18 protein-coding genes and 1 pseudogene are annotated in these 21244 nt (G+C 36.9%); 13 read left to right on the top strand and 6 right to left on the bottom strand.

Features of this window, described 5'->3' with window-relative positions; all coding sequences use genetic code 11:
* Positions 1-8 precede the first annotated feature (8 nt).
* Positions 9-527 carry a cytochrome b gene (locus tag BT797_RS03425; RefSeq protein ID WP_075471074.1) on the bottom strand — a complete coding sequence of 173 codons (519 nt, stop codon included), beginning with the start codon at positions 525-527 and terminating at the stop codon, positions 9-11.
* A 537-nt stretch (positions 528-1064) separates the two neighbouring features.
* On the opposite strand from BT797_RS03425, the gene BT797_RS03430 reads away from it, so the two are divergent.
* The 7 genes from BT797_RS03430 to BT797_RS03465 all read left to right on the top strand — a co-directional run bounded on the left by BT797_RS03430 (position 1065) and on the right by BT797_RS03465 (position 8093).
* Entirely contained in the window at positions 1065-1946 is an 882-nt protein-coding gene (locus BT797_RS03430; protein ID WP_244534114.1) for a helix-turn-helix transcriptional regulator, read from the top strand.
* A gap of 10 nt (positions 1947-1956) precedes the next feature.
* Positions 1957-3159, top strand: a complete 1203-nt coding sequence (locus tag BT797_RS03435; protein WP_075471075.1) for an EAL domain-containing response regulator — start codon at positions 1957-1959, stop codon at positions 3157-3159.
* On the top strand, positions 3149-3442 hold the full coding sequence (locus BT797_RS03440; protein WP_052678257.1) for a hypothetical protein: 294 nt from the start codon (positions 3149-3151) through the stop codon (positions 3440-3442). The genes BT797_RS03435 and BT797_RS03440 overlap by 11 nt, the downstream gene beginning before the upstream one ends.
* Positions 3432-5336 (top strand): ATP-binding protein, encoded by a 1905-nt coding sequence (locus BT797_RS03445; protein ID WP_075471076.1) that lies wholly within the window; start codon positions 3432-3434, stop codon positions 5334-5336. The genes BT797_RS03440 and BT797_RS03445 overlap by 11 nt, the downstream gene beginning before the upstream one ends.
* A 94-nt stretch (positions 5337-5430) precedes the next feature.
* Entirely contained in the window at positions 5431-5826 is a 396-nt protein-coding gene (locus BT797_RS03450) for a DUF3859 domain-containing protein (protein ID WP_045109369.1), read from the top strand.
* A gap of 44 nt (positions 5827-5870) precedes the next feature.
* Positions 5871-6506, top strand: a complete 636-nt coding sequence (locus BT797_RS03455; protein ID WP_075471077.1) for a hypothetical protein — start codon at positions 5871-5873, stop codon at positions 6504-6506.
* A 291-nt stretch (positions 6507-6797) separates the two neighbouring features.
* Entirely contained in the window at positions 6798-8093 is a 1296-nt protein-coding gene (locus tag BT797_RS03465; protein ID WP_075471078.1) for a hypothetical protein, read from the top strand.
* 525 nt (positions 8094-8618) lie between these two features.
* Here the strand turns inward: BT797_RS03465 and BT797_RS23550 are convergent.
* Positions 8619-8840 (bottom strand): hypothetical protein, encoded by a 222-nt coding sequence (locus BT797_RS23550; protein ID WP_139291629.1) that lies wholly within the window; start codon positions 8838-8840, stop codon positions 8619-8621.
* Positions 8841-9263: 423 nt separating this feature from the next.
* Between BT797_RS23550 and BT797_RS24180 the strand changes: the two are divergent.
* A pseudogene (locus BT797_RS24180) lies at positions 9264-9824 on the top strand (ISNCY family transposase); the annotation flags it as partial.
* Positions 9825-9912: 88 nt separating this feature from the next.
* Here the strand turns inward: BT797_RS24180 and BT797_RS03480 are convergent.
* On the bottom strand, positions 9913-10797 hold the full coding sequence (locus BT797_RS03480; RefSeq protein WP_075471081.1) for an AraC family transcriptional regulator: 885 nt from the start codon (positions 10795-10797) through the stop codon (positions 9913-9915).
* A 720-nt stretch (positions 10798-11517) separates the two neighbouring features.
* On the opposite strand from BT797_RS03480, the gene BT797_RS03485 reads away from it, so the two are divergent.
* Together BT797_RS03485 and BT797_RS03490 are read left to right on the top strand one after the other, a co-directional pair.
* Positions 11518-12582, top strand: coding sequence for an efflux RND transporter periplasmic adaptor subunit (locus tag BT797_RS03485; RefSeq protein WP_075471082.1), 1065 nt, complete (start codon positions 11518-11520; stop codon positions 12580-12582).
* The gene (locus BT797_RS03490; RefSeq protein ID WP_075471083.1) at positions 12582-15740 is read left to right on the top strand and encodes a multidrug efflux RND transporter permease subunit; all 3159 of its coding nucleotides are present in this window, start codon (positions 12582-12584) and stop codon (positions 15738-15740) included. The genes BT797_RS03485 and BT797_RS03490 overlap by 1 nt, the downstream gene beginning before the upstream one ends.
* Before the next feature lie 81 nt (positions 15741-15821).
* Here BT797_RS03490 and BT797_RS03495 read toward each other — a convergent pair whose 3' ends face one another.
* Together BT797_RS03495 and BT797_RS03500 are read right to left on the bottom strand one after the other, a co-directional pair.
* The gene (locus BT797_RS03495) at positions 15822-16478 is read right to left on the bottom strand and encodes a glutathione S-transferase (protein WP_075471084.1); all 657 of its coding nucleotides are present in this window, start codon (positions 16476-16478) and stop codon (positions 15822-15824) included.
* Positions 16479-16643: 165 nt separating this feature from the next.
* Positions 16644-16907: an HP1242/YdcH family protein gene (locus tag BT797_RS03500; RefSeq protein WP_045109378.1), complete on the bottom strand. Its 264-nt coding sequence runs from the start codon at positions 16905-16907 to the stop codon at positions 16644-16646.
* Positions 16908-17422: 515 nt separating this feature from the next.
* Between BT797_RS03500 and BT797_RS03505 the strand changes: the two genes are divergently transcribed.
* Positions 17423-18541, top strand: coding sequence for an HD domain-containing phosphohydrolase (locus BT797_RS03505; RefSeq protein ID WP_045109379.1), 1119 nt, complete (start codon positions 17423-17425; stop codon positions 18539-18541).
* Here BT797_RS03505 and BT797_RS03510 read toward each other — a convergent pair.
* Positions 18510-18833: a hypothetical protein gene (locus tag BT797_RS03510; RefSeq protein WP_045109380.1), complete on the bottom strand. Its 324-nt coding sequence runs from the start codon at positions 18831-18833 to the stop codon at positions 18510-18512. The genes BT797_RS03505 and BT797_RS03510 overlap by 32 nt on opposite strands.
* A gap of 287 nt (positions 18834-19120) precedes the next feature.
* Here BT797_RS03510 and BT797_RS03515 point away from each other — a divergent pair, with 287 nt between their 5' ends.
* Together BT797_RS03515 and BT797_RS03520 are read left to right on the top strand one after the other, a co-directional pair.
* Positions 19121-20068, top strand: a complete 948-nt coding sequence (locus BT797_RS03515) for a YeiH family protein (RefSeq protein WP_075471085.1) — start codon at positions 19121-19123, stop codon at positions 20066-20068.
* A gap of 326 nt (positions 20069-20394) precedes the next feature.
* On the top strand, positions 20395-21168 hold the full coding sequence (locus tag BT797_RS03520) for a ferredoxin--NADP reductase (RefSeq protein WP_075471086.1): 774 nt from the start codon (positions 20395-20397) through the stop codon (positions 21166-21168).
* The last annotated feature ends 76 nt before the right edge of the window (positions 21169-21244 follow it).

Consider the following 21244-nt stretch of genomic DNA (forward strand, 5'->3'; position numbering starts at 1 on the left):
ATTAATCGCTAAATCATTCTTTTCAAAATACGTCTGCCCATCACTTCATGTTTTATTAATGCAGCTAAATGACACACGACTAATACAACTAATAATCGACAGGTATACAAATGCATGGTTTCAAAAAAATGAATACCGCTTTGCTGTTGCAGTAGTTGTGGAATAGTAAATAGCTGAAATATAGTCACATCATGATCCATCATCAATACCCCACTGATTAGCACCAATGAAACGAGTATGTAGAGCAAGGTATGTCCGAGGTGGGCGAGTTTGACTTCTAATGTAGACATCGCGGGATGTGCTTGGGGTGTACCTTGTTTTATTTGGTGGTAAATACGCCAGCAGAATAGTGGAATAAATACCGTTGTTATCGATACGTTGAAACTTAAAATTTGGGATTTGATCTGCGTTTCTAGCTCGAAAAAAGCGATGTATAACCCGGATATACTTGCCCACAAGATAACGAGAGCGGAGATCCAATGAAGATATTTCGCGATTATATCAAATTTCTGGATGAATTTACTCATTTACTTTCCTTTTTTGACACAAAAAAAAGCGGAATATGATTTGTGCTGTTTTTCAAGTTTATCTTTTTTAAAGGACATGTTTTAACAACTTGTGTATGAGGACTTATTCACAAGGGTTAACGTGGTGCTATGCACACAGAACGACTAATACCAGCCTGAATACTGTGTATCAGGTATAGAGAATTTGTTGCGTGATGTAGCATAACGAGCCGTTATATCTACCACCAGAGTAATATTTTACATATATGTATAAACATATGCCTAGTTGAGATGTCAATGTTTATGCATGCTTCGCATGTAGGCATTTATTAAAATAAAATTAAAATTATTACTGTGGAATTAATGCATGCATAAGCATATATTTATAAATCTATTGTTTGGTGGCATTTTTATTTTTTACTTGGTGACGTTGGATAATGAAAGTAATTAGGTTTGTTATAACGGCATTCGATATAATTGGAAGTGAAGATGGTATATAAAATATACTCTTATCAAAAAACTGTAATAATGAGGGTGTTTTCAAGTTTTTTAAGAAAAATGCGCACAGAACATGACCTTTCTCAAGAGGACTTACGCGCTTTATTAAATGAGAGGAGCCATTCTTTTAATAGCTTAGATACAATCTCGATCAGCCGTTGGGAACGTGGTATTAACACACCGTCTTTAACCAAACAGTCCGAAATAGCGGAAATTTTTGGTGATGATCTGTTTAATATCTATAGTTCAAATGCTGATTTTGTAGAAGAAAGTTTATCTTTTATTCAACTTTCGTCTTGCGTCAAGAATGATAAAGTTACTCACCCTTATTATAAAAATGAGCAATACTATACTCAATCAATGCTACCTGATGATGCTAATTTTGAATCGATGTTAGAGCTTTGTTTGATGTATGAGGGGAATCCCCGTTTATTTCCAACACGTCAAAAAATTACGACTACAGAGTCGCTAAAACCACTCACTTTAGTATCTGCTTTTTGTAGTTTGAACCAACTCGTTGGACATTGCTTATTTTGCAAGGTAACCACGAAAGCATTATTTGAATTTATGAATAGCAGCATAGGTATTTTGGAATTACTGAATATTGAGAAACAAGACCGAGCGAATGTATTGGTCGTACTCTCTTCTTTTGGTGTATCCCCACAAATTGATAATCATATGATGTCTGTCTACCTTAATCAGCTAGCGACAGATAAAACGATGGAATATTTAAGTTTTAGTACTTGTGATAGCAAATTGAAACAAAAATTAATGCAGATGAAAATCCCCATGTTTAAAGTCAAACCAATTGAACACAAATCTAAAATCATTCAGAATTATTCGTTTATTATGAGTCGTTCTGAAGTTATGGCAAACCGAAATATGCTGATGCTTTCAGTTATACCAACACGAAAAATACAACCTACGAACGTCGGTATATAGCGGAGTAATTATGAATATTTTGATTGTCGATGACCAAAAATTTGTCCGAGAAGCGATTAAATCCGATCTTGTCGAGACTCGTTTCGAGCATGATTTTCAGATGTTTGAAGCTGAAGATGCAAATCAAGGTATTGAAACTATTGTTGCTACCGAAGGCAATATTGATTTACTGATCTTGGATTTAAAAATGAATAACAGCGACGGAATGGAGGTGATTAACTTCTTATCTGTGCACCCATGTTATTCAAACATACCACTTGCGGTTATTAGCTCTTCGGATAAACGGACTCTTGGGTTAGTCGGTAGTATTGTTAGCAGCTTGAAATTGAATTTAGTTGGAGTTTTTGAAAAACCGATTAATGTGGGCTTTATTTTAGCGCAAGCGACACGCTTACAAAGCCAGTATGATAATGAAATCCGAGTGAAATCACCCGAGAGTGCATCTGATTATGATATAGATAAGCTGCTTGAGGATGAACAAATATTACTTTGTTTTCAACCTCAAGTGGATATGAAAAGTAAATGTATTATAGGATTTGAAGTGTTAGCCAGAATGTACGATGAGAATGGTTATATTTATCCCGATACGTTTTTACCTTTGATTGATAAGGCTGGGCTTAATGTCGAATTTTCGAAGATGATTATCGCTACAGCATTCAAATACTGGGAGAGTGAAACGAACTTTACTAACTATAGGTTATCGATTAATGTCACTGCTGAAGATTTGATTTGTGATAGCTTGATTGATTACATCATTAGTTATAAGAAAACTCACTCTCACATTAACTTAATCTTAGAGCTTACTGAATCACAAAAAGTGATTAATCAAGCCTGCGTATTAAACTCTATCGCGCGATTGATTATTAATGATATCGGTATTTCATTAGATGATTTTGGTAAAAGTTATTCTACTTATGAACGTTTAGATATCATCCCTTTTAATGAAATTAAAATTGATCGCTCTTTTGTGTGTGATATTGATACCAACAAACAGCATCTTCTTATTGTTGAGTCCACGATCGCCTTGGCTAAAAAAATGTCTGTTAGCGTTGTTGCTGAAGGCATTGAAACTGAAAGTGTATTTAATATTTTAGATGAGCTTGGTTGTGATATTGGACAAGGCTATCTATATAGCCCACCAATTGAAGGGCGTTACTTAAAAGCTTGGGTTAATCGTTACGTGCATAAGGATGCTGCTATTAATGAACATTGATATTAGTGACAGTCTACGTCACTTTTTTGGGAGGTATAGTGAAGAAAGACGCTTGCCTTTATACCGAGCATTGGTCGAAGAGTTAGTTAATATTCACCAGCAAACTGCGTTAGTTGATAATGATGAAAAGCTGAATGCTCTAAAGCATCAGCTTAAGGGAATATGCCGCTATCTATCTCTTGCTCTTGATGAACAGATAAATATGATGGCTACTCTTGGGCAGTTACATTGTCTTACTGATAACATTTACGGGCAAGTTGCAGCGATTGAAGATGAATTATAAATTTAATATTCACAGTTATATTTGTGTTTGTGTTTTATTTACGGCCGTCCTTGTTACTTCATTTGTCAGTTATAGTTTAGATGAATCTAAAAATAACCACGATAACAAAGTGGCAACGCTAATGGCGTTTAGTCAAGAAAAGAATTTACAACATAAACTTATTATTAATGCGATTAAATCTTTTTTTAAATCTTCAGTAAAGGTAAATGAAAATGAGTTTTCTACTTTTACCCGAGAGTTGTTGGGGGCAAGAGAAGCGCTAATTTTTACCTTAACACCTGAAATGAGGCTAGGTTATATTTCGGATGAAAAGTTTGCACCTAAATTGGAACAGTTAAAAACCATTTTAGATGAACATGGCAATCTTAGGGGGAAACTTGATAACTATGAGTTGATCGGTGTTGATATAAATGATCCTCATATGCCATATTTATTTTATGCTACACCAATAAAACGCCTGTTATTTAACATCAATAAATTGAAAAATACTTGTTTTCAATATTCTTCATCACAACTATCAGTTAAAAATAAAAATTGTATGATGCGATCAACAAGCATCATACCTGAGTTTTTTAGTCATAATACCAAACTGAAAATTAGCCTCCCAGAGTATAACTTTGATTATACGCTAAGTATCGGCTCGCGGGCGTCACCATCAATGATCATTGAGTTTGTTTGTGTACTATTATCCTTAATATTTATTTGTTCGCTTATTTTTGTGTTGCTGTATTTTAAATTAGAGAATAAGCGTTTATTTAAACGTATTACGAGGGAAAATAAACTAAATGTCGCGATGGTATCAAGTATTAATCATGAAATTCGAACGCCGATTAATGCGTTATTAGGTTATAGCCAGATGCTAAGGGATATGCCTGAAATCAGTGATGAACATAGTGCTCTTATTGAAAAGGTACAGTGGTCGGCTAATTTACTGTCTTCAGTGGCTGAAAGCACCTTGAATTACAGCAAGTCAACTTTAGGGGCTTTAGTATTAAACAATGTTCCGGTCAATACCATGCAATGCATAGGTAATATCCAAGATTATTATAACAAGCTGAGTATTCCAGCAGGTAAAACATTATGTTTTCATGTCAGTGAGAAGTTACCTGCAGTAATCAGTGTTGATAGTTCTAAATTATTTCAAGTTATCACCAACATGATTAATAATGCATTGAAATATAGTACGGGTAAGGCTGTACGTTGTCATATTGATATTTGTCAGCGTGTAGGTTTTAACGAGGAGTCAATAATTCGTGGTTATTATGTGCGTATTTTGATCCAAGATTCTGGACTTGGCATGTCAAAATCAACCAAAGAGTTACTTATTAATCCTTTCACAGTGGATACTGAATCAAAACTAAAACATGTCTCGAGTATTGGGTTGGGGCTTTATACTTGTAACCAATTATTAGCTCAGGTCGGCGGCAAGCTAAGGCTGCACAGTGTTAAAAATGAGGGTACTAAAATCATGCTGCACTTTCCATGTCAGTTGGATTCATCAAGATTATCACAACGATTAAATCCGATAAATTACAGTGATGTACATATTTTAATTGTAGACGATAACAGCTTTAATCTGGAAGTATGTGAGGCGATGCTGGCAGAAAAACAGTTTAATACTGTTTGCGCGAATAACTCTAAAGTTGCGTTAACTCAATTTGTGAATGCAGAACCAGATGTTGTGATTGTTGATTATCAGTTAGGTGAGGTGAATGGATTGGAATTAATTGCCAAAATGAAATGTATTCAAGGGAATGCGCAAACCCAATATTTTATTTTATCGGCTAATGATAAAAATGAGATAGTTGATAGTGCATGTCATCCCGATATTTACTTTATGAAAAAACCGTTTAATACCGCTATATTCTTAAGTTGCTTGGGACAAAATAACTAGTTCGTCCTTGTGGTAGGTGTTTACACCTTCCCACAAGCGCTCGTCATCGGTATTATTGATAGCATTCATTTATGATCGTCACCGAGGTGAAATAATGGCTAAATATAAACCCGTCACTAAAATGCAAACATATGGCATTCATTCTCAATGGCTGAGTAAATCAAAAGACTTACCGAGTATTCAGCAGTTTACGACAAATATTCCAGCCGAAATTGATATTGAGTTTGGCTTTATCGTTAATATTAAAAAAGCCCGTGGAGCCAAGATCCGTTTTTGTATTGACCATCCAGGTATTTTAGATGCAGAGGGCAATGAGCGTGCGCCATTTACTGGGGAGGTTCATGTGACAAATAACGATTGGAATTTTTATTTAGGTGATACTGTGTGGCAACCGATTGCAGATAAATGTGGTGACTGGCGGATGACGATTGAACTCGATATGAAAATTTTAGCTGATAAAACTTTTAATATATCGCTGGAACACTGTTAAAATTCAACCTTCATTATTATGTATAATCAACAAAGGCAGTAACTGTGGACGTTTTTATTTCCAAAAAAATTGATGACTCAGCGTTAAGATCTCATCCGTGGACGAATATGGTATCGGATGAGTCGAGTGTATACATGGACTTTAAACGACAGCCTAAGTTGATCCGTAGTACATTAGAAGATCTGCTGCCATTTAATACATGGGACTTTGTTGAACAGTTTTATAGCTTAATTGAGTGGGTAAATGGTTCAAGCTCGCTATTGGAAAGTAACGATTGTGTGTTTAATGCGGTAGAGGATAATATTGATCAACAATATCCGTATGCTAAAAAGTGTAGTGCTCGGTTAATGATCTTATTTCGAGATATTCCCGAAAACTGTCAGGAAAAAAGCATTAATTGGTTAATGAATAATATTCAATCAATGGCATCGTCGATGAAACCGAGCTTTAACACTGGCGCGATTGGTTTATCGCAATCACCAACATGTTATTTAGCACTCGGAGATAAACCAGATACTGGTGGTATGGGTCATCAAGTGACGCTAAACTTTTTTGCTTACGGCAAGAATGAACAGGATTGTTATGAGAGCATGAAAGACGTACTAAATATTGCTCAACATGCTCTATTACGTGTGAATATGCGTATTAAAAACGGCGAGCTGGATGCGCTTTACTGTTAAATCTCATGTTTAAAAATCACGGTGTATTATGTTGGTAACTGAGTTAAATAAACGCGTAATAAGCAGTTGAACTCTTTGCCAAAATCAACCGATACACGGGGATGTACGGCCCCTTTTTTATCTGCGAACTCTTGTTCACCCGCAATTGAAAATACAATTATCTTAGGATGTGTCCCTTAGACCGATGATTTAGCGAACGTATCCTCGTTATAGGTAAAGATTCAATCTATTTAGGTAATAAAATGTGTTATGTAGATAAGTAAAATCATCTTACAAACACAAGGAACACGAATGCAATCTTCTTCGATGACAGTGAAACTAACAATGCTCTCTATCATAATGTCTACTCTCATTTTATCTGGATGTAACAACGAAAATTCATCTGCAACAAAAACCTCTACAACCAAAGCAGAATTATCTATTAGTGATTTTTCTCGTTTAGCGATACAAGAGGCCGAAAAGAATATGGTCTATATCGTCAATGCAGAAAATATGGACCCAATTGGTCAAATGGCTTTACAAAATGTGCCATCGGCGCTAAAAACCAGCCCGTTAGGTCGATATGTACTTGCTTTTCAAAGAGAGGAAAATCTAATTGAAATAATCGACAGTGGTGTAATTTCAGAAACCCATGGGGATCATGTGCATATAACGACTGAAGATCCTAATCTCTTGTCAGTCCAGTATAGCGGTATTAAGCCTGCTAATTATGATTTGTCTAATGGGGAGGTATCCGTATTTTTTGACGGAAATGGAGCCAGTGGGGAAGGAGCCGAGTTTCGAATTTTAAATGAAGCTTCCATTGGTACCGGAGACATTATTGCACGACAGAAATTTGGTTTTTCGATGCATGGAACTTCTCAAATATTAGGAGATATGCTCTTAACTAGTTTTGTTTGGGATCAGGTAGAAGGTAACCTTCCTGATAGCGTTTTATTGATGGAACGTCATGGCAATCATTTTCATCCCCACGGTGCTGTTGATGAAACGTGTCCTGATTTGAACAGCAGCGCTCAAATAGAAAGTCAAGTATTTTTTGCGTGCAGTGATGGTATCGTGGCTATTGAACAGAGCAATTTTAGCAGCCGCAAGTTAAATTACCCAGCTGAATTTGGGGTAGATTCGAGGATTAAGCATCTTATTGGATTAAAACTCGCCAATACAATATTAGCAATAACAGATGATTATCAGATGTTTTTTTTAAAAGATAACGAACTTGTTGAGTTACCTTGGAAAGAAAATTCAGATGATAATATATTAGGTTTCACTGCAACAGAAGACGGGCTTATTGTCGTGACATCTCAGGGTAAAATGCGAATTTTTGATGCTAGTAATAATTTTGAATTAAGCTACAGCATAGATCTGTGGAAATCCGTTCCTGAATTCGGTGAAATTACTGGGGATGACCTCCCCGTACAAATAATTAAAGACAAACGTAATGGAAACATATTTGTTACCGATACGATTAATCAGTTAATACTTGAAGTAAGCGATTCATCCGCCCAACAGGTGTTAGCACACCAATTAAGTTACAAGCCGGGGAAAATTGCGTGGTTAGGTTCTGCACAGGCAGATTTTAAACACTAATTTCAGGACAAATCTGACCGTTATCCATTTTTTATGCGCTGTCTGTCAGATTAAATTTTGGTTGAAAACTGTAGTGGTTCATTGAAATTAGCCTCCTAATTGGAGGCTTTTTAGATCTAGGGCTAAAATCGTCCCTGTACGGGTAGTGAACATAAAGATGATTATGTACAGAGTCATTTGTAGGTCCAGATTTCGAACAAAACCATTTTACTACTCTAAGTGTCATTTATGAACGGTCTTGTTATTTAAATAAGAGCATTTATTAATATAGTCAGTGTAGAAAAAACAACGAGAAAAAACCGTGCCGATTTATCAATATTGAAGATATAAATTAGAGGTTTATATTCAGTAAGAAGCCATAAAATAACCAAAAATAATATTTTAAATAAAGGGATTGTTTCAATAAATAACATTGAAGTAAATATTATAAATATATATCCATGAGCTACAAACGGACTATTTATTAACTTATTTGATTTTATATAAAAAAATTGTAACAAGCTGATTGTAAATGCTAATATAATGTTAAAAATGATTATTTCCACCCGAACTCTCTCCGCAATAACTACTTGTACCTGTCTTTGATGACACACCAATTATTATTACACCCCACACACTTTTCTCTGTGCTTGGAAAACGGTTAAAAAAACTCTCCGGATCAACTTCAAATATCTTGCCTCTTTTATTTGAAATAAAAATTGTATCTTGAGTGAGGTTAATAACTTTTATACCGAATGTAGATTTCAAGCAGTACTCATACCCTGCTTCTATAAGGTTTTTGCTGTCTTTCCAACCCCTTGAAAAGTGAACTGGATGCTTGAGCTGTATTAAAAGAATTTAAAATTATAAATATTAATAATAAATTCCTCATGTTTAAACTTCGTTTTTGATAATGAGACTTATTATTAATTAAAATTTTGTATTCTTATTTTTTTGGGGGTAAAGGTGTGAGTTATATCATAGTAATGTGGTTAATATATTCTACGAGATGTTTTTTTGAACAGCACACAAGGTTGTAAATATACAGGTGACATTTTAAACTTGCCATAACAGCCGTTTGTAAGTCCCAGTTAGAGATGTCAGGTTTGTCACCGCTATAAATGTCATGTTGAACTATCTTCTGAGCATCAATTCTACGCTCTGGATCTACTGATGTTATTCACTATGACTGTGGGCGTTGAAACACTGCGTCAATGGATGATTTCCGACGGTCTTTGGCGACCACACGCCAAGCGTAAACCTAAGGTATATCAGCCTCGCTATCGTCGTGATTGCTTCGGTGAACTCATACAAATTGATGGCTCTCATCATGACTGGTTTGAAGGTCGCAGCGATAAATGTTGCCTGATCATTTCTACCTATGATGCTACCAGTCAGATTATGAGTTTAAGATTTACTAATGCAGAAACAACGCTCGATTATATGGCCATAACGCGTGAATATATCATGTAATATGGTAATACAACCGCGTTTCATTCAGACAAGCATAGCGTATTTAAAGTGAATGATCGGGATGCTAAAATGGCTAAAACAACGCAATTTGGACGGGCTCTGAAAGACCTGAATATAGAGTTGTTCTGTGCTAATAGCTCTCAAGCTAAAGGCCGTGTTGAGCGTGTAAACATTACAGGACCGATTGATTAAAGAAATGCGCCTGGATGGAACCAATAATATCGAAGAAACCATATATGGTTACCGAAATTTATAGCGGACTTTAATCCCCGCTTTACGCCAAAAACAGGCTCCGACCAGTTACAGAACAAAAGTCCTTTAAACTTTTAATCTCAGAGTGACAGAATTTTGCAGTTGAATAATGTACTTACAGCGGTAACTTAAGCTGTAATTTAAGTTCACCTATTGTCTGTCCGTGAACTGATTTAAATTGCATGTACGCATTTGCATATGAGTTAAAGCCACTCTCGTAGCACATTTGAGAAATTGTTTTTGTTGTACTTTTTTTCAACTTGCTTGTAAGTAAGCTAATTCTAGCAACCTTAATTAATTGAGAGTAAGTCGTCCCATTAGCAACTAATAGGCGCTGAATGGCTCTCTCCGTCATGTACAATTTTGCGGCTAGCTTATGCAAATTAAATGAGGAATCATGCGCATTTTCCCTGATATATTTTCTTGCTAGATCAAAGATTTTATCTGCTTTTTTCTCGTTTTTTCTGCTACAGATTGTTAGCGGTAACAAGCTGGATACAGCCATTATTTTTTGGTAAAGATTGTCGTCACTACTCGTCATCCCTTGAAGAATTTCATAAATAGCATCGTTAAATAAAGGTGAGCAATGATGTCTAATACTTTCAACTGTTGCATCATCTATATAGTGGTCGTAAGGTAGTAATAATGTAGTTACATCGCAATGCTGACGTAACTCATACCGAACTGTTTTGCTGAGGTCGAAGACAACCATTCCTCCCTGTTTTAATTCACCCCATCTACTGCCATTTATCCATTTAATTGGCCCTTTTGACAAAATAAGAAAAAAGTACGCGTTAGAAGAACTTTTAATAGTGGTCATTATTCTTGGAGACGCTGTAACTTTTGTAAATTTAACGCCTGTATCATAATGAACGAGATCAGCTGTGCACTGAAATTTATCGGTCAATTTCGTAGCACTGAATAAGCTAAAATTAGTAGATAAAAACTCATTCCATTCATCGACTAACTGGCACTGCTGTGTTGAAATAATCTTATGCATAAGTATAGCTATCCCGGTTTTACCAAATATTTAAAAAGACAACGTATTGTCTTTTTATTTTATGTTTCGAAACAAGTTATGCGTAATACATGGCGACATATAAACGCATAAGGAAAAATAAAACTATAAACATGACCATATTGTCGTGTTATTTATGTAAATCGTAGTTTATTGTCATGTTATTTGATGATTTATGGATTAATAATGCGGTATTTTGGGTACACGTCAGTATGTTGTGTTTTATTTTGGGTTTATTGTAACTGGATGTACTGCTGATTTTTAATTATGAGTACATTTTCAAATATCAATCACTTGCAGTTTCTTTAACTTTAAATTTGTATTGTTTTGGTATCTAAATCTACTTTCGTCACCCTTTCTGGTTTTAATGTCCCATTATAGCTGTGATTGTAGGTTATTATTTTTATTTTTCTATGCCTTAAATGTGAAAACAGTATTCGTGTGAGCTGAATAATAAAGTGCCTGATATGACAATTTTCGTGAATACAGTTAAGAAGTAAGGACAACTGGTCGGTATCGCTGAAATTAATCAATACCGACAGGTGTATTTTAAAATCCTGACAAACTTTACACTTGCTGACCCTAATCTCCTCATTTTCTCCATATTTCCCTGCCTATTTTACGGTATTATATGGAATCAAAATTTTAGACGCGCTATTCATGGATGAAAGCTGCCACGCTCATTTTTATAGAAGAGATATAATGTATAAACGTACTTTCCTTACGATAATTAGCGCTCTTATTTTTAGCTTCGCTAGCTATACGGCTCCCGTTCATGCCAAAGGTGGCAATGCTGGAAAAGGTGCTGAACATGTGGTTTCTGTATATACGGATACCGTGCAATACCACGAAGTTTCACAATCTATTTCATTGATTGGTAAATTACAGTCAGATCAATTTGTTAGCGTGGCACCTGAAGTGGCAGGTAAAGTCGACAGTATTAAGATTCGAGCCAATCAAACTGTGAAAGCAGGGCAGCTATTAGTGCAACTCGATGACAGTAAAGCGCAAGCTGCATTGATGGAAGCAAATGCTTATTTCATCGATGAACAACGCAAGCTTAATGAATATTCGACGCTGGTAAAAAGTAATGCGATCACGCAAACCGAGGTGTACGCACAAACGGCATTAGTGGATATTGCGGAAGCGCGTTTAGCTGCTGCACAAGCGAATGTGAATGATCATTATTTAACAGCCCCTTTTGCGGGTACAGTCGGCTTGCTAGATTTTAGCCGAGGAAAAATGGTGTCGGTAGGCACTGAATTATTAACACTGGATGACTTATCGACGATGCAACTGGATCTTGCTGTGCCTGAGCGTTATTTATCACAATTATCAACAGGCATGGTTGTTACCGCAACAAGTCGAGCATGGTCTGGCAGCAGCTTTAAAGGTGAAGTGGTTGCTATCGATTCACGGATTAATGCAGAAACATTAAACTTACGTGTTCGGGTTAATTTTGAGAATAAGGATAATCGTCTTAAACCAGGGATGATGATGTCATCAAGTGTGGTTTTCCCTGCGATTAACGAACCTATCATTCCTGTACAAGCGCTGGAGTATTCGGGTACTAAACGTTTTGTGTATGTGGTTGGTGAAGATGCGCGAGTGACGCGTACCCAAGTATCGTTAGGTGCACGTATTGTTGATCAAGTTCTGATTGAAAGTGGTTTAGAAATTGGTGATCGTATCGTTGTTCAAGGCTTAGTTAATATGCGCAATGGCCTGAAAGTGAATGATTTGACTGGCCAACAGGGGACTAACTAATGTGGTTGTCTGATACGTCAGTTAAACGACCGGTCGTTGCTATTGTATTAAGCTTATTGCTTTGTGTTTTTGGTGCTGTGTCGTTTAGTAAACTTGCGGTACGTGAAATGCCGGATGTTGAAAGCCCTGTTGTGAGCGTAATGACGCGTTATGAAGGTGCTGCTGCATCCATTATGGAAAGCCAGGTCACGTCTGTCATCGAAGATCAAATTACCGGTATTAGTGGTATCGATGAAGTGAGTTCGGTAACCCGTAATGGTATGTCGAGAATTACTGTTACCTTTGATTTGGGGTGGAACTTAACAGAAGGTGTCAGTGATATTCGTGATGCGGTTGCGAAAGCGCAGCGCAGTCTGCCGAATGAAGCGGATGATCCCATCGTATCGAAAGATAATGGCAATGGTGAACCCTCGGTTTATATCAATTTAAACTCAACGGAAATGGATAGAACTCAGCTGACTGATTACGCTCAGCGGGTATTAGAAGATCGTTTTAGCTTGATATCGGGTGTGAGTTCGGTCGGTTTCTCGGGTGGTTTATATCAGGTTATGTACGTTAAATTGTTCCCTGATTTAATGGCCGGCCGAGCGGTAACAACCAGTGATATTGTCACTGCATTGAAAACTGATAATGTCGAAAACCCAGGTGGTGAAGTACGTAATGATACCACGGTAATGTCAGTGCGTACGGCACGATTATATGACCAACCAAAAGACTTTGAATACCTTGTTGTACGGACTGCAAGTGACGGTTCACCTGTTTATTTACGCGATGTAGCACAAGTCTATGTCGGGGCCCAGAATGAAAGCTCGTCATTTAAAAGCAATGGTATCGTTAATCTTAGCTTAGGAATTGTCGCGCAATCGGATGCTAACCCACTCGATGTTGCGAATGCAGTGCATGATGAAGTGGATAAGATGCAAAGCTTCTTACCGAAAGGCATGAATTTAGCGGTTGATTACGATTCAACGGTGTTTATTGATCAATCTATTTCGGAAGTGTACAGCACGCTATTCATCACAGGTGGTTTAGTTGTACTCGTCTTATATATCTTTATTGGTCAGGCGCGCGCTACCTTGATCCCCGCGGTTACCGTACCAGTATCGTTAATCTCGTCATTTATTGCTGCTTATTATTTTGGTTTTTCGATTAACTTAATTACCTTAATGGCGCTTATTCTATCGATTGGTCTAGTTGTGGATGATGCTATTGTCGTAATCGAGAATATTTTCCATCACATTGATCAAGGTGAGAAGCCACTGCTCGCTGCTTATAAAGGTACGCGAGAAGTTGGTTTTGCGGTAGTCGCTACGACAATGGTATTGGTGATGGTGTTCCTGCCTATTTCCTTTATGGATGGTATGGTGGGCCTGTTATTTACTGAGTTTTCGGTATTGTTAGCAATGTCAGTGATTTTCTCGTCATTGATTGCACTGACACTAACGCCGGTACTTGCCAGTAAAATGTTAAAAACAGAACAAAAAACCAGCCGCTTTAGTTTGTGGATGGAAGGATTATTCGAACGGTTAGAAAACGGTTATCGCGGTATTGTTGTTAAGGCGATTAAATATCGTTTGGCAGCGCCTGTGGTTATTATCGCTTGTGTTGTTGGCAGCTTTTTATTGATGAAGCAAGTACCGTCACAGCTGTCTCCACAAGAAGATCGCGGAGTATTATTTGCGTTTGTTAAAGGCGCGGAAGGCACGAGCTTTAACCGCATGACTGCAAACATGGATATTGTTGAAGCGCGCTTATTACCTTTAGTTGGGCAAGGTGTTATTAAATCCTTTAGCACAGAGGCGCCGGCATTTGGTGGTCGCGCCGGTGATCAAACCGGTTTTGTGATCATTATTCTTGAAGATTGGTCTGATCGTACTGTCAGTGCTGGTGAAGCATTAGGCATGGTGGCAAAAGCGTTAAAAGATATTCCCGATGTGATGGTTCGTCCAATAATGCCAGGCTTTCGTGGCGGTTCGGGTGACCCTGTGCAATACGTACTCGGTGGTTCTGATTATTCGGAATTAGAAAAGTGGGCGGAATTACTAAAACAAAAAGCCGAGGATGCAGGTGTATTGGTTGGTGGAGACCTAGATTATTCTGAAAAAACCCCTGAGCTGGTGGTGAGTATTGATAAAGAGCGGGCTGGAGAGCTTGGTATCAGCGTTGATGAAGTATCAACAACGTTAGAGATCATGCTTGGTGGTCGTAGTGAAACCAGCTATATCGAACGTGGTGAGGAATATGATGTTTATCTGCGTGGTGATGAAAACAGCTTTAACAACGTGAATGATTTAAGCCAAATTTATATCCGTAGTGCGAATGGTAATCTGATCACGCTGGATACCATTTCCACAATCGAAGAGGTGGCTTCAGCAAGTCGTTTATCTCACAGCAATAAGCAAAAGTCTATTACCTTAAGCGGTAGTTTGGGTGATGGTTATACCTTAGGTGAAGTATTGGATTTCTTAGATGCACAAGCGATTGAATCATTACCGAGTGATATTTCTATTGCTTATTCTGGCGAATCAAAAGATTTTAAAGAAAATCAAAGTAGTATCTTAATTGTATTTGGTTTAGCTCTGCTGGTGGCTTATTTAGTATTAGCGGCGCAGTTTGAAAGCTTTATTAATCCGATGGTTGTGATGTTCACTGTGCCGATGGGAGTACTAGGAGGGTTCTTAGGCCTGTATTTTATGGGCGTTGGTCTGAATATTTATAGTCAAATCGGTATGATCATGTTAATTGGTATGGTGACTAAAAACGGTATCCTAATCGTTGAGTTTGCCAACCAGTTACGTGACCGTGGTGTTGCACTAGAGCAAGCTATTATTGATGCGTCTGCACGTCGTTTACGCCCAATTCTAATGACGGCATTTACAACGTTAGCAGGCTCAATTCCATTGATATTATCCAGCGGGGCAGGGGCAGAAAGTCGTGTTGCTGTTGGTACTGTCGTGTTCTTTGGGATGGCGTTTGCGAGCTTAGTAACCTTATTGGTTATCCCGGCAATGTATCGCTTGATTTCGGGTGCAACGCACTCTCCGGGTTATGTTGAAGCTATGTTAGAGGTTGAATTAGCCGAGCAATCAGGAAAATTACTATCTGAACGATCAGCTAGACAAGTAAAAGATGTGCACGTAGTGAAAGATGTTGCTTAACTATTATTTATAGATCTCATTGACGTAAATACTGACGATAAGGGCAAGCATAATCGATATTATGTTTGCCCTTTTTTGTCTTTAGTTTACATGACCAAATAAAAACTCTTCTTTATTTTCTAACCATTGTGGGTATTTTGCCATTGCTTTGGCAAAGCGTTGATCTTGTAAATGTTGATTAAGCCAATTGCGTAAATGTGGTAAGGGCGCTTGCAGATACCACTGGCGATCTACACGAGCAAATTGGCGGATCAGCGGTAAAATAGCGTAATCAGCTAAACTGACTTTCTCACCCATTAAATAATGGTGTTGAGTGAGACGTAATTCTAGCATCATTACATAATCAGCACACTGGTCTCGTAACTCAGCTTCATTATCTTCATGATAACGTACTGCGTATTTGTACTTACTTAAGGCCGAAGTAAATACGGTATCGTGAATGTTAATCAGCGCTAACATCGCTGGATACGCTTCTGGATCTTCACTGTGTAGTAAGTTTAATGGATCACTTTGGTGCAGTGCCCAAATCATAATATCTAAACTTTCGTCAATAACACTGCCATCATCAAGTACTAATACTGGCACTGTTGCCTTAGGTGAAACGTCTAACATTTCTGTGGGTTTATTTTTCATGACTACGGCGCGTAACATGACAGGCTGTTGGGCGAGTAATAATCCCAGTCGTGCCCGCATCGCATAAGGACACTTTTGTAGCGAGTATAAAATTGGCAGTGACATTGACATTTCCTTCGTTCTCGTCACCGTATATTGATATTTAATGACGAAATTATTATTAGAAATCGATAGTAACGTATTCTTGATGAATGTCGAAATATACAGTATCACTTTAACTCAGTTAATTTTTTGCAGTAAAAAAGCGAACCCTTAGATCCGCTTCGTCGTTTAAGATGCTGATCGCACTTCGTCATGATGTTGTTTTAATTGCTGATACAACACATCTTTTAATCTGGCCCGTTGTAATTTTAACTGTGTCATATGTTTATCGTCAGTTGGACTACCATCCATTTCCAATTGACGAATATCATAATCTAATAGGTGGTATTGCTTTGATTTCTCTCTGAACGTTTCATTTTTATAATTTAAATAAACGATATCTTGTTTTAATTCTGGAAAGTCAAAGATAAGTGCATGATTCTCATTTAGCATAAGGTTTCCTCAAGAATGAAAGTAAATGTCTATCATTACTATAGCATTCGAATATGTTGTAAAAGTTGATGTAATCGTGATTACAGGTGAACGTCCACTACAGCATTCACAATAAGACTACTTACTGATCTATAGGTTTCATTATTGATTGTTGTGTCTATGGATGACTAAAGTATGGTACTTGTACTTATGTTCTGCCGTAGATATCTGAACACGGTATAGACTATGTTCGTCGTATTCGCTAACACGGATAATCTTGAGGTGGGTTTTTACTAATAGAAAACTTACTAATTTGCCATTTAATAGGAAGTTATGGTGATAATAGTTTGATGTAACTAACAAAAACAATTTTTATCACTGTCATATTTTAATAATAGTATATATTCAACTATAGATTGTACCTATCTCTTAATGGGTGCTTCAGTGGCTGGTTTGTGTCTTTGGTTTTCGTTCGAAGTGAGTGCTTTGAAATAAAATTAGCACTTACCTTGATTCATGCCTGATAGGATTGATGTATGCTTAATTATAGTAAAATAAGCCAGGTATTTAACCAAGATGAAGGTACCGAAATCCACCTTGATATGCTCTATAACATTGCAATTAATAGTTATCTGGGACTATCTCGATTTTCTATTATTTTGATTAAAGATAATCAAGCGTCTAATTATTTCGTCCGTGATCGGCTTGTCGTCGATAGCAATGATGAGCTTTTTACAAAAAAAATAAATAAGAAGGGTGGTATTCCCAAAATGGTTAAATCAAAATCAGAACGTGTGGTTAATGATTTATCAAGTTTAGCATTAAATTCAAGAACCCTTTTCTTATTGAATAATGGCCACCGTAGTAGTTTTTCTTATCCTTTGATGTTTAAAGGGAATGCGATTGCGATGGTGTTTTTTAATGCTTCTGAGATAAATTTTTTTGCTGAGTACTCAATACAGCAAGATATGTTATTTTTAGCCGCGATTATCCGCTCACTCATGGTTCGTCAATTTGAAAAAAAGCAGTATATTAGTACTTCACTCGCGATCGCATTAGATATGGGTCATGCCAAAGATCCAGAAACAAAAGGGCACCTACATAGGATGGAGCGTTATAGCTCAAAACTTGCTTATCTCTTAAGTAAAGAGAAAGGTATTTCCCATGAGTTCATTCGTTGTATTGAATCGTATGCGGCTTTTCATGATATTGGTAAATATAAGATCCCTGATGATATTTTATTTAGTTGTACGATATTTACCCCAGAAGAACGTGAAATTATGAATCAGCATTGTATGCATGGGGTTGATATTATTAATGATGTGCTTGGATATTTTCCTGAAAATCTACAGCATGTTGAAGAATATCATTTTTTAAAAAATATTATTCTTCACCATCATGAATATTTTAATGGTAATGGTTATCCGATGGGATTAAAAGGGGATGCTATACCGTTAGAAGCACGGATAGTCATGGTTGCAGATGTGTTTGATGCGTTATTAAGTAAACGTTTATATAAACAGGCTTGGAACATTGATGATGTTATTACCTATATGAAAGATAACTCAGGTATTATGTTTGACCCTGATTGCATCAATTCTTTAATCTCTAATCTATCTGAATTTATTGAAATTTATGAAGCTTATGCTGATTAAATTGAGGGCTAATATCTGATGTTGAAGGACCTTGTAAACTATTTTGGTAGCCATCGTTCGTTAAATGTAATGGAAAGTGTAATTCTTGTTGGTTATGTTTCGCTATAATAGAAATTGAATCCGCTTGTAGTAGTGCTTTTAGCATCTCAGGTGGAATGTCTGCCAGTATTAAGTCATGAATATCATAATGTGTTGTACTCATGTCGAATTCTTCTCGTAATGCATTTAGTTCAATTTCGGTTAATATCTGACAGTTGGTATTTAATCTAGGTTTATCAATTTGTTTTTTCATCAGATAACCTCGTGATAAAAATCATTGTTGCGGGATAAATGCGGTCGCGATCGTCATTTAACTGGGATTAGCTTAGTGTAATCTAGGATAACTTATAGTAAGTCAGCCATTATCGTTAAAAGTTCGTATTTTTTTACATTTAAACTTAAAAGTGTGATCAAGTTAATTGTAATTATATTTACTTGTCTTTTTGTTCAGTTTTTATGAACAGTAGGTTAATTTCATTCTAATGTTTTTAACTTATAGGGCAGGCTATACTATTGTCTCTTAGAAAGAGAGAGTCCGCCATGTTTAAATTATTCACCAATTCTCCATTGAAAAAGACTGACCTATTGTTTATCACTATCGGCTTATTGTGTTTAACGCCGATGATCTCATCGCCAGTGGCCTTGGTATTGGGCTTTACGCTGGCCACATTAGGCCTTGTTCCTCAACGTATCAATTTAAGTGTAATCACTAAAAAAACTCTCGCATATTCTATTGTCGGTTTAGGCTTTGGTATTAACTTAGAAGACGCAATTATTGCCACTAAAGATGCTATTGGTATTATCGTTACATCTATTATATTAACTTTAATATTAGGCTGGATTCTAACTAAAGTGCTTAAAATTGAAAAAAAAACCGGATATTTAATTTCTGCTGGGACTGCAATTTGTGGTGGTAGTGCGATTGCGGCGGTTGCACCCGCTATTAATGCCAAAAATGATCAAACCTCACTGGCATTAGCGACCGTATTTATTCTTAACTCAGTGGCATTATTTCTCTTTCCCGTTATAGGCCATCTATTGGAGATGAGTCAACATGCATTTGGGGTATGGAGTGCGATTGCTATTCACGATACGTCATCTGTTGTCGGTGCTGCTTCTGCTTATGGTGATGAAGCATTATTAACGGCTACCACATTAAAATTGGCTCGCGCCTTGTGGATCGTACCTGTGGCGTTTATTAGTGCCTTATTATTTAAAGGTGATAGTAAAAAACTAACAATCCCGTTTTTTATCTTATTCTATTGCTTTGCTATTTTTATCGCGTATGTACTACCGGACTATCAGGTGTTTTATCAAGGTATTTTCAGTGTCTCTAAACAAGTATTAGTCATGTGTTTGTTCTTAATCGGTGCGAGCATCACGGTACAAAAAATAAGAGATGCAGGTATAAAATCATTATTGTTAGGCGTGTTACTTTGGACTGCTATTAGTGTCAGCTCACTGGTTTATATTCTATTTTTTATGTGATTTCTTTTTTTTCTGCTTTCTTTTTTCTCAATAGATAAGTGATTAATAATGAAAATGCGACTAAATCTAATGCTGATGATATTAATCCACTTGTGAAGACGGATAATAGTATGGATAAACATACCAGTAGCATAATGAGTTTGTTGATAAGCATATTAGCTCCTTGAGATGACTTGTGTTTGTATTATTGGAGTAATAAGAGCAAAATGGGAAATACCATAAATTTATAACTCATAACTAATTATAATTCTTCGTGTATTCAACACGTTGTTTTCATACTTCTTGCACTATTCTTATTATGCTCAATTTATATTTGTGAGGTCGTAATGAAGGAAATACCACATGGTCTAATTAAGGGTGAAGTTACTGGGCGTATCAATTGGACTGATAGCGAATTCAGTTTACAGGTCACCGCCGAAATATCTCGTTATACCGCAGGTCAGTTCACTAAGTTAGCACTGTACGATGGCGCTGATGAATGGACTCGTCGAGCTTACTCATTTGTTAATTCACCGAACCAGGCGCAGGGCCAACATGTGATGGAGTTTTTGATTATCACTGTGCCTGATGGGCAATTATCACCACGCTTAGATAAATTACAGGTAGGCGATGACGTATATGTGGGGAAAAATCCTGCAGGCTTTATGACGTTGGATGAGATCCCGCGTTATACAAAAGATCTATGGTTGTTGTCTACAGGTACTGCGATTGGCCCTTTTTTATCATTAATTGATGAAATGGATACTCAGCAGCGTTTTGATAATGTGGTATTGGTGCATGCAGTGAGAACGTCTGGCGAGTTAGTTTATCAGGATAAAATCCAGCAACTTGAAGCGCGATATCAGGGAAAGTTTCATTATGTACCTGTGGTATCTCGAGAACATAGAAAAGAAACATTACGTGGTCGGATCCCTGCGTTACTAGAGGCTGGCGAATTGGAAAAAGTAGCGGGTGTACCATTGACACAGGAACGTAGTTTTTTCTATTTATGTGGTAATCCGAGTATGGTTAAGGATACGAGTGAGGTGTTAAAGCAGCTCGACTATCAAAAACACTCACGTCGCAGTTCAGGGCACTTTAGTTCAGAGAACTATTGGTAGTTACTTGTTTGCCCTTTTTTCGTATGTTGTAAAGTGGCTTGTTGTTTTAGCCAGATTTTAAAAAATTTAATGGCGG

It is taken from the genome of Moritella viscosa, assembly GCF_900120065.1.
GTDB lineage: Bacteria > Pseudomonadota > Gammaproteobacteria > Enterobacterales > Moritellaceae > Moritella > Moritella viscosa.

What these genes read in the sequence shown, in the direction of transcription:
- BT797_RS03425 (WP_075471074.1), bottom strand. Translation starts at nt 527, where the DNA reads ATGAGTAAATTCATCCAGAAATTTGATATAATCGCGAAATATCTTCAT.
- BT797_RS03430 (WP_244534114.1), top strand. Translation starts at nt 1,065, where the DNA reads ATGCGCACAGAACATGACCTTTCTCAAGAGGACTTACGCGCTTTATTA.
- BT797_RS03435 (WP_075471075.1), top strand. Translation starts at nt 1,957, where the DNA reads ATGAATATTTTGATTGTCGATGACCAAAAATTTGTCCGAGAAGCGATT.
- BT797_RS03440 (WP_052678257.1), top strand. Translation starts at nt 3,149, where the DNA reads ATGAACATTGATATTAGTGACAGTCTACGTCACTTTTTTGGGAGGTAT.
- BT797_RS03445 (WP_075471076.1), top strand. Translation starts at nt 3,432, where the DNA reads ATGAATTATAAATTTAATATTCACAGTTATATTTGTGTTTGTGTTTTA.
- BT797_RS03450 (WP_045109369.1), top strand. Translation starts at nt 5,431, where the DNA reads ATGGCTAAATATAAACCCGTCACTAAAATGCAAACATATGGCATTCAT.
- BT797_RS03465 (WP_075471078.1), top strand. Translation starts at nt 6,798, where the DNA reads ATGCAATCTTCTTCGATGACAGTGAAACTAACAATGCTCTCTATCATA.
- BT797_RS03480 (WP_075471081.1), bottom strand. Translation starts at nt 10,797, where the DNA reads ATGCATAAGATTATTTCAACACAGCAGTGCCAGTTAGTCGATGAATGG.
- BT797_RS03485 (WP_075471082.1), top strand. Translation starts at nt 11,518, where the DNA reads ATGTATAAACGTACTTTCCTTACGATAATTAGCGCTCTTATTTTTAGC.
- BT797_RS03490 (WP_075471083.1), top strand. Translation starts at nt 12,582, where the DNA reads ATGTGGTTGTCTGATACGTCAGTTAAACGACCGGTCGTTGCTATTGTA.
- BT797_RS03495 (WP_075471084.1), bottom strand. Translation starts at nt 16,478, where the DNA reads ATGTCACTGCCAATTTTATACTCGCTACAAAAGTGTCCTTATGCGATG.
- BT797_RS03500 (WP_045109378.1), bottom strand. Translation starts at nt 16,907, where the DNA reads ATGCTAAATGAGAATCATGCACTTATCTTTGACTTTCCAGAATTAAAA.
- BT797_RS03505 (WP_045109379.1), top strand. Translation starts at nt 17,423, where the DNA reads ATGCTTAATTATAGTAAAATAAGCCAGGTATTTAACCAAGATGAAGGT.
- BT797_RS03510 (WP_045109380.1), bottom strand. Translation starts at nt 18,833, where the DNA reads ATGAAAAAACAAATTGATAAACCTAGATTAAATACCAACTGTCAGATA.
- BT797_RS03515 (WP_075471085.1), top strand. Translation starts at nt 19,121, where the DNA reads ATGTTTAAATTATTCACCAATTCTCCATTGAAAAAGACTGACCTATTG.
- BT797_RS03520 (WP_075471086.1), top strand. Translation starts at nt 20,395, where the DNA reads ATGAAGGAAATACCACATGGTCTAATTAAGGGTGAAGTTACTGGGCGT.